The sequence below is a fragment of the Streptomyces sp. NPDC034049 genome (assembly GCF_055575575.1).
Genome location: NZ_JBVISJ010000045.1, coordinates 1 through 4,027 on the forward strand (window position 1 = coordinate 1; position 4,027 = coordinate 4,027).

6 protein-coding genes are annotated in these 4,027 nt (G+C 73.0%); 4 read left to right on the forward strand and 2 right to left on the reverse strand.

Annotated features, from left to right (window positions below; translation table 11 throughout):
* The 4 genes from paaC to ACZ52C_RS41930 form a co-directional block, all read left to right on the forward strand.
* A partial coding sequence (paaC, locus tag ACZ52C_RS41915) for a 1,2-phenylacetyl-CoA epoxidase subunit PaaC (RefSeq protein ID WP_469079781.1) occupies nucleotides 1–536 on the forward strand: 536 nt, incomplete at its 5' end.
* Nucleotides 530–1,045 (forward strand): 1,2-phenylacetyl-CoA epoxidase subunit PaaD, encoded by a 516-nt coding sequence (gene paaD / locus ACZ52C_RS41920; RefSeq protein ID WP_469079782.1) that lies wholly within the window; start codon nucleotides 530–532, stop codon nucleotides 1,043–1,045. The genes paaC and paaD, both read left to right, overlap by 7 nt.
* Complete coding sequence (gene paaE / locus ACZ52C_RS41925) at nucleotides 1,045–2,157, forward strand: 1,2-phenylacetyl-CoA epoxidase subunit PaaE (protein WP_469079783.1); 1,113 nt, start codon at nucleotides 1,045–1,047, stop codon at nucleotides 2,155–2,157. Before paaD ends, paaE begins: the two co-directional genes overlap by 1 nt.
* A gap of 11 nt (nucleotides 2,158–2,168) precedes the next feature.
* On the forward strand, nucleotides 2,169–2,936 hold the full coding sequence (locus ACZ52C_RS41930) for an enoyl-CoA hydratase/isomerase family protein (RefSeq protein ID WP_469079784.1): 768 nt from the start codon (nucleotides 2,169–2,171) through the stop codon (nucleotides 2,934–2,936).
* A 28-nt stretch (nucleotides 2,937–2,964) separates the two neighbouring features.
* Here ACZ52C_RS41930 and ACZ52C_RS41935 read toward each other — a convergent pair whose 3' ends face one another.
* On the reverse strand, nucleotides 2,965–3,585 hold the full coding sequence (locus ACZ52C_RS41935; protein ID WP_469079785.1) for a TetR family transcriptional regulator: 621 nt from the start codon (nucleotides 3,583–3,585) through the stop codon (nucleotides 2,965–2,967).
* A 97-nt stretch (nucleotides 3,586–3,682) separates the two neighbouring features.
* Nucleotides 3,683–4,027: polysaccharide deacetylase family protein (locus ACZ52C_RS41940; protein WP_469079786.1), on the reverse strand; the 345-nt coding region annotated here is incomplete at its 5' end.

The window sequence follows — 4,027 nt, forward strand, 5'->3', positions numbered from 1 at the left end:
CCGGGCAGGTCGACGGCACCGGACGCGACGAGGACGCCTACGCCTACTTCCGCGACGCCGACGACTTCCGCAACGTACGCCTCGCCGAACTCCCCTGCGGGGACTTCGCGTTCAGCGTCGCCCGCCTGCTCGTCCTGTCCAGCTGGCGCCTCGCCCACTTCGAGCAACTCACCGCCTCCGACGATCCGGTGCTCGCCGCGATCGCCGCCAAGGGCGTCAAGGAGCTGAGCTATCACCGGCAGTACGCCGCTGAGTGGGTCGTCCGCCTCGGCGACGGCACCGCCGAGTCGCGTCACCGGATGCGGGACGCGCTGGCTCAAGTCGCGCCGTACCTGGGCGAGTTGTTCACCACGTACGACGTCCAGGACGAGGTCGGGGCGGTGCTTCAGCAGGTCACGGAGGCGGCCGGAGTGCCCCTGCCGGTGGTCCGGCCGCTGCCCGGCGCCGGCCGCGACGGCCAGCACACCGAGCATCTCGCCCCGCTGCTGGCCGAGTCGCAGAGCGTGGCCCGCGCCCACCCGGACGCGACATGGTGACCGTACCGGCGGATGTGCGCCGCGCCCGGCACCTCGCCGCGGGCGTACCGGATCCCGAGCTGCCCATGCTCACCCTGGCCGACCTCGGCGTGCTGCGCGGCGTCGAGGCCGGGGAGGACGGGACGGTCGTCGTCAGTCTCACCCCGACCTACTCCGGATGCCCGGCCATGGCCGAGATGCGTGCCCAGGTGGACGCCCGCCTCAAGGAAGCCGGATACGAGAAGGTCCGGGTGCGCACGGTGCTCGATCCGCCCTGGACCACGGACTGGATCACCCCGGACGGCCGCCGCACCCTCGCCGAACACGGCATCGCACCCCCGGGCCCGGTGCCGCGCCCTGCCCCCGGCCCGGTGCCGCTGACACTGGCCCCCACCCGCCCCGTGGTGCCCTGCCCCCGGTGCGGCTCGGCCGACACGGAGGAGACCTCGCGTTTCGGCGCCACCTCCTGCAAGGCGCTGCGGCGTTGCCACGCCTGCCGCGAACCCTTCGAGCACGTCAAGGAGATCTGATGGAGGACCTGCTGCCACCCGGCACCTCCGCCCCCACGTCCGTACGACGCCGCCGCCCGGCCTTCCACCACCTGCGCGTGGCCGCCGTGCAGCGGCTGTGCGAGGGCGCGGTCGCGGTCGGCTTCGACGTGCCGGACGACCTGGCCGAGGAGTTCGCCTTCACCCCGGGCCAGTCGCTCACCCTGCGCCGCGAGGTCGACGGGCGGGACGAGCGGCGCTCCTACTCGATCTGTTCCCCGGCGGGCACACGGCCGCGCATCGGGGTCCGCGAGGTGCCCGGCGGGCTGTTCTCCTCCTGGCTCGTCCACGACGTACGGCCCGGCGACACCGTGGAGGTGATGGCTCCGACCGGCGCCTTCACCCCCGACCTCAGCGCACCGGCCCACCATGTCCTCGTCGCCGCGGGGTCCGGCATCACGCCCATGCTCTCCATCGCCGAGTCGGTCCTCGCCGCCGACGACCGCTCGCGGGTCACGCTGTTCTACGGCAACCGCCGCGCCGGCTCCGTCATGTTCGCCGACGAACTCGCCGACCTGAAGGACCTCCACCCGGTGCGCTTCCAGCTCGCCCACGTCCTCTCCCGCGAACCCCGCGAGGCCGAGGTGCTCTCCGGCCGCCTGGACGCCGACCGGCTCGCCGCCCTCATCGGCGCCCTGGTCGACGTCGGGACGGCGGACCACTGGTGGTTGTGCGGCCCGCACGGCATGGTCCGCGACGCCCAGCGGGTCCTGGGCGGCCTCGGCGTACCCGCCGACCGCGTCCACCAGGAGCTGTTCCACGCCGACGACGAACCCGTCCGGGAGACGCGGCACGAGGAGGTCGCCGCGCAGGGGCCCGTCAGCGAGGTCACGGTCGTCCTCGACGGCCGCACCACGACCGCCGCGCTGCCCCGCGAGCGCAGCGTCCTCGACGGCGCCCAACGCACCCGCCCCGACCTGCCCTTCGCCTGCAAGGGCGGCGTCTGCGGCACCTGCCGCGCCCTGGTCACCGAAGGCGAGGCCGACATGCGCCGCAACTTCGCCCTGGAAGCCGCCGAGGTCGAGGCCGGCTATGTGCTGACCTGCCAGACCTACCCCGTCTCCGAGACGCTGACCGTCGACTTCGACAGCTGAGGAAGCAACCCATGTCCGTGCATCTGGACGTCGCCGAAGGCGTCGGCACGATCCGCCTCGACCGCCCGCCGATGAACGCCCTCGACATCGCCACCCAGGACCGGCTCGGCGAGCTCGCCGCGGAGGTGACCGAGCGCGACGACGTCCGGGCGGTGATCCTCTACGGCGGTGAGAAGGTGTTCGCGGCCGGCGCGGACATCAAGGAGATGGAACTCCTCGACCACGCGGGGATGGTCAGGCGCTCGCGACCGCTCCAGGACGCGTTCACCGCCGTCGCGCGCATCCCCAAACCGGTGGTCGCCGCGATCACCGGTTACGCGCTCGGCGGCGGCTGCGAGCTGGCCCTCTGTGCCGATTTCCGGATCGCTGCCGACCGTGCGGCGCTCGGCCAGCCCGAGATCCTGCTCGGCCTGATCCCCGGCGCGGGCGGAACCCAGCGCCTGTCCCGGCTCGTGGGCCCCTCCAAGGCCAAGGACCTCGTCTTCACCGGCCGCATCGTCAAGGCCGACGAAGCCCTTCGGATCGGCCTGGTCGACCTCGTGGTCCCGGCCGCCGAGGTGTACGAGCAGGCGCGGGCCTGGGCCGCCCGCCTGGCCAAGGGCCCCGCACTCGCCCTGCGGGCCGCCAAGGAGTCGATCGACCAGGGCCTCGAGACCGACCTCGACACCGGTCTCACCATCGAGCGCACCTGGTTCGCGGGCCTGTTCGCGACGGAGGACCGCGCCCGGGGAATGCGCAGCTTCGTCGAGGAGGGCCCCGGCAGGGCGACGTTCCGCTGAGCGGCCGCCCCCCGACGGCGTGGTGCGGCTAGTCCGTGAACGCGCCCATGGCGCGATCGAGCAACAGAGCCAGGGGAACAGCGCCGTCGCAGGCCACCCAGCCGGTCGTGGCGGCGTCCAGGCAGGCGAGCGCGGCAGCGACCAGCGCGCTCGGCCTCGGATCCTCCGGCCGATCAGAGCCGACGCCGAGCCGCCGGGCGATGTCGGGCACCATCACCTCCCGCCAGCCCAGCTGCTTCTCGAAGTGCCGGGCACGCAGCGACGGCGTGTCCTGGAGCATGCGCAGGTAGGGGAGTACCTGCGGGGGCGCTTCCTCGTCCATGCCACTCAGTACGTCGAACGCCCGTCGCAGCGCCTCCCAGGGCCGTTCGCTGTCCGGCCGGGCGGCCAGCGCTTCCGCGACCTGCCGGCCGGTGTCCTCCAGGCCCACCAGGACGATGTCCTCCTTCGTGCCGAAGTACCGGAACAGGCTGGCGCGCGACAGCCCCGCCTCGGCGGCGATCTGGTCGACGGTCGTCTGGTCGAACCCCTGATCGATGAAGAGCCGGACCGCCACGTCGACCACCTCCGCACGCACGGTCGCACGCATGCGCTCACGCAGTCCGGGCTTGGCCGCTGGGCGGGTGGGAGTACCGGCGGGGTCAGTCATGCGCGGAGGATACCGAAAGCTCATCTTGAGACGGAGTCTCAAACGGCCCCTGCCGCTGCCCGGGCTCGCCGCGGCGAGCATCGACAGGTCGGCGCATTCAGAGCGTGGCACGCAGGTGGCTGACGGTGACGAAGCGGTAGCCGCGGGCCGTCAGCGTGCGCAGGATCTCGGGGACGGCGGCGACCGAGGTGGGGTGGATGTCGTGCATGAGGACGACGTCGTTGCGCTTCGTCTCGGCGACGACCGTCCGGGCGACCCGGGCGGCGTCCCGGTACTTCCAGTCCTCGGTGTCCACGTCCCACAGCACCGGCGAGAGCGTGGTCGCGGCCTTCACCTGGGCGTTCACCGCGCCGTAGGGCGGGCGGAAGAGGGTGGGCTCCTTGCCGGTGGCGGCCTTGATGGCGGCGCTGGTGCGGTTGAGTTGGGAGGCGATCTGCTCGGG

Bases quoted from the DNA above. Each gene is read 5' to 3' on its own strand.
- paaD (WP_469079782.1), top strand. From the start codon at position 530: ATGGTGACCGTACCGGCGGATGTGCGCCGCGCCCGGCACCTCGCCGCG.
- paaE (WP_469079783.1), top strand. From the start codon at position 1,045: ATGGAGGACCTGCTGCCACCCGGCACCTCCGCCCCCACGTCCGTACGA.
- ACZ52C_RS41930 (WP_469079784.1), top strand. From the start codon at position 2,169: ATGTCCGTGCATCTGGACGTCGCCGAAGGCGTCGGCACGATCCGCCTC.
- ACZ52C_RS41935 (WP_469079785.1), bottom strand. From the start codon at position 3,585: ATGACTGACCCCGCCGGTACTCCCACCCGCCCAGCGGCCAAGCCCGGA.